Source organism: Sphingomonas sp. DC1600-2 (assembly GCF_049897605.1).
Taxonomy (GTDB): Bacteria; Pseudomonadota; Alphaproteobacteria; order Sphingomonadales; family Sphingomonadaceae; genus Sphingomonas.
On sequence record NZ_JAFCWO010000041.1, the window covers coordinates 1 to 3,120 of the forward strand.

The window sequence follows — 3,120 nt, forward strand, 5'->3', positions numbered from 1 at the left end:
CGCCGAGGATCCGGCGGGAATTTTCCGGGAAGTCCGGTCATGCCGCTTCCTCGACCGACGCTGCATCCACCCGTGCCCGTCCGACGATAGCGGCGACAGTATTCTTGCTGAGGCCGAGGTCGCGCGCGATCCAGCGATAGCTGCGACCTTCGGCGACCAGCGCCAGCACCTTGGGGGCGAGCCGGTCGGACTTCGGTCGGTCGCCCGCCTGCCGACCGAGTGTTCGACCCCGTGCCCGCGCTGCGGCGAGACCGGACCGAACCCGCTCGCTTAGCATGTCGCGCTCGAACTGGGCGATGCCGGCGAGCATCGTCGCCATCATCCGCCCGTGAGGCGTATCGACCTCGAACGTCATGCCACTCATCGCGACGACCGACACGCGCCAGCCCGACAGCCGGTTGAGCGTATCGAGCAGGTCCTGCGTCGAGCGTCCCCAGCGGCTGAGTTCGGTGACGAGGACCGCATCGATGTGACGCGCCTGCGCCAGCTTCATCACCTCGCCGCGCGCCGAGCGGTTGGCCTTCATCCCCGAGGCGGTTTCGCGGAAGACCTCGACCACCTCATAGCCGCCCCGTTCGGCGAAACCGACGAGGTCGCGCAACTGCCGCTCGCACGACTGGTCGGCGGTCGAGACGCGGGCGTAGATAGCGGCGCGTTGTCCCAATTGAACCTTCCCGAACACCGGCCCCGAAAAGCCTTGATTTGCGCGGGGTCAGTGTTGTCCAAAACAGACTTCTGTTCAACCGGGACAAAGCCGCATGCCGAGACGCCATATCCTGAGCGCCCGGCAGCGGTCGTCGCTGCTCGACCTGCCGACCGACGAAGCGTCGCTGCTACGGCATTACATCCTGGCGGACGACGACCTGATCCACATCGACCGGCGACGCCGACCGGAAAACCGGATCGGCTTCGCGCTGCAACTGTGCGCGCTGCGCTATCCGGGACGAATGCTGGTGCCGGGCGAGGTGATCCCGCTCGCGGTATCCGCCTTCCTCGGCGCCCAGCTCGGCATCGCCGGTGACGTGCTCGTCCGCTACGCCGTCCGGCACCAGACCCGCCAGCAACATATGGAGGTGCTGCGCTCCATCTACGGATACAGGACGTTTCCCGGTCAGGGCGCGCCGGCACGGACGTTCCGTGACTGGCTGTTCGCCGAAGCCGAGCAGGCACACTCGAACGACGATCTCGCCCGGCGCTTCATCGCCCGCTGCCGCGATACCATGACCATCCTGCCGGCGATCACGACGATCGAGCGCCTGTGCGCGGATGCGCTCGTCGCGGCCGAACGCGGCATCGAGAAGCGCATCGCATCGCGCCTTGATCTTGTCGCCTGCACCCGGCTCGACCGGCTGACGACCGAAATGCTGCCGGGGGCAATCAGCCGCTTCATCTGGCTGCGCCGGATCGAGCCGGGCAACAATTCCGCCGCGGCAAACCGACTGCTCGACCGGCTTGAGTTCCTGCGTGCGATGAACCTCGATGCCGGCCTGCTCGGCGACGTCCCGCCGCATCGCGTCGCCCGGCTGCGCCGACAGGGCGAACGTTACTTCGCCGATGGCCTGCGTGATCTCGGCACCGACCGGCGTCGCGCCATCCTCACTGTCTGCATCATCGAGTGGGCCACCTCGACTGCGGATGCGGTGATCGAGACGCATGACCGGATCGTCGGGCGCACCTGGCGCGAGGCAAAACAGTTGCATGACGCACGTGCCGCGGAAACGAGAGGCGGGGTCACAGCGACGCTGGACGGCTTCGCCGCGCTCGGCCAATCGCTCATCGAAGCGCATGGCGACGGCGCGTCGCTGGAGGATGCGGTCGCGCGTGCGGCGGGATGGGACCATCTCACCCGCCTCGTCGCGACGGCCAGGGTTCTGACGGACACGCTTGGCGATGATCCGCTGGCGCATGTCGATCAGGGGTATCACCGCTTCCGTCGCTATGCCCCGCGTATGCTGCGCTGCCTCCATCTCCAAGCCGCGTCGGTCGCGCGACCCTTGCTGGACGCGGTGATCGCCATCGCCACCAAAGACGCGCTCCCGGCGACCGACGATTTCCTGCGCCCACATTCCAAATGGCGGCGTCAATTGCGGGCGAAGGGCGACGATGATGCGCGCCTCCGAGAAGTCGCGGTCATGTTCCATCTGCGCGACGCGCTGCGCTCGGGTGACATCTGGCTCGACCGCTCGCACCGGTACGGTGACCTTCGCAACGTCCTCGTATCGATGGAAGTCGCGCATGCTGCGAAGCTGGCCGTACCGTCCGATCCGCATGTCTGGCTCGCGGACCGCAAGGCCCGTCTCGCCGATGGCCTCGCCCGGCTCGGTCGCGCCGCGCGCAACGGTACGATCCCGAAAGGCAGCATCGAGGACGGGACGCTGCGCATCGATCGCCTGACCGCCGATGCGCCGGACGGGATCGATGACCTGGTGCTGGACCTTTACCGTCGCCTGCCGCCCATCCGCATCACCGACCTGCTGCTCGAAGTGGACGCCGCGCTGGAGTTCACCGACGCCTTCACCCATCTGCGCACCGGCATACCGTGCGGCGACCGGATCGGCCTGCTCAACGTCCTGCTCGCCGAGGGATTGAACCTGGGCCTGCGCAAGATGGCCGAGGCGTCCAACACCCATGATTACTGGCAACTGTCCCGTCTCGCACGCTGGCATGTCGAAAGCGCGGCGATCGACCAGGCGCTGGCCAACGTGGTCGCCGCGCAAGGCGCGCTGCCGATGGCGCGGGTCTGGGGCATGGGCACCACTGCCTCGGCCGATGGCCAGTTCTACCCCGCCGCGCGGCAGGGCGAGGCGATGAACACGGTCAATGCCCGCTACGGCAACGACCCCGGCATCAAGGCTTATACTCACGTCAACGACCGCTTCGCGCCGTTCGCATCGCGGACCATCCCCGCAACCGTCAGCGAGGCACCCTATCTGCTCGACGGGCTGACGATGAACGAGGCCGGGCGACGGATCGAGGAGCAGTACGCCGACACCGGCGGGTTCACCGTTATGTGGACAGCTTGGCGACGCGGCAGGTTGCCTGTGCTACCATCGCGCAGCTGCCATTTCCGTGAAGGAGGCGGGCCATGTTTGTGGTCAAGCATAGCCGCTCGGGCGGCCC

The 3,120-nt window shown here is 67.3% G+C and carries 2 protein-coding genes; one reads left to right on the forward strand and one right to left on the reverse strand.

All coding sequences use genetic code 11. The features are described from left to right. Window positions 1–37: 37 nt before the first annotated feature. Window positions 38–664 carry a recombinase family protein gene (locus ACP7BL_RS17805; protein WP_339472255.1) on the reverse strand — a complete coding sequence of 209 codons (627 nt, stop codon included), beginning with the start codon at window positions 662–664 and terminating at the stop codon, window positions 38–40. 94 nt (window positions 665–758) lie between these two features. On the opposite strand from ACP7BL_RS17805, the gene ACP7BL_RS17810 reads away from it, so the two are divergent. Then, a partial coding sequence (locus tag ACP7BL_RS17810) for a Tn3 family transposase (protein WP_426258927.1) occupies window positions 759–3,120 on the forward strand: 2,362 nt, incomplete at its 3' end.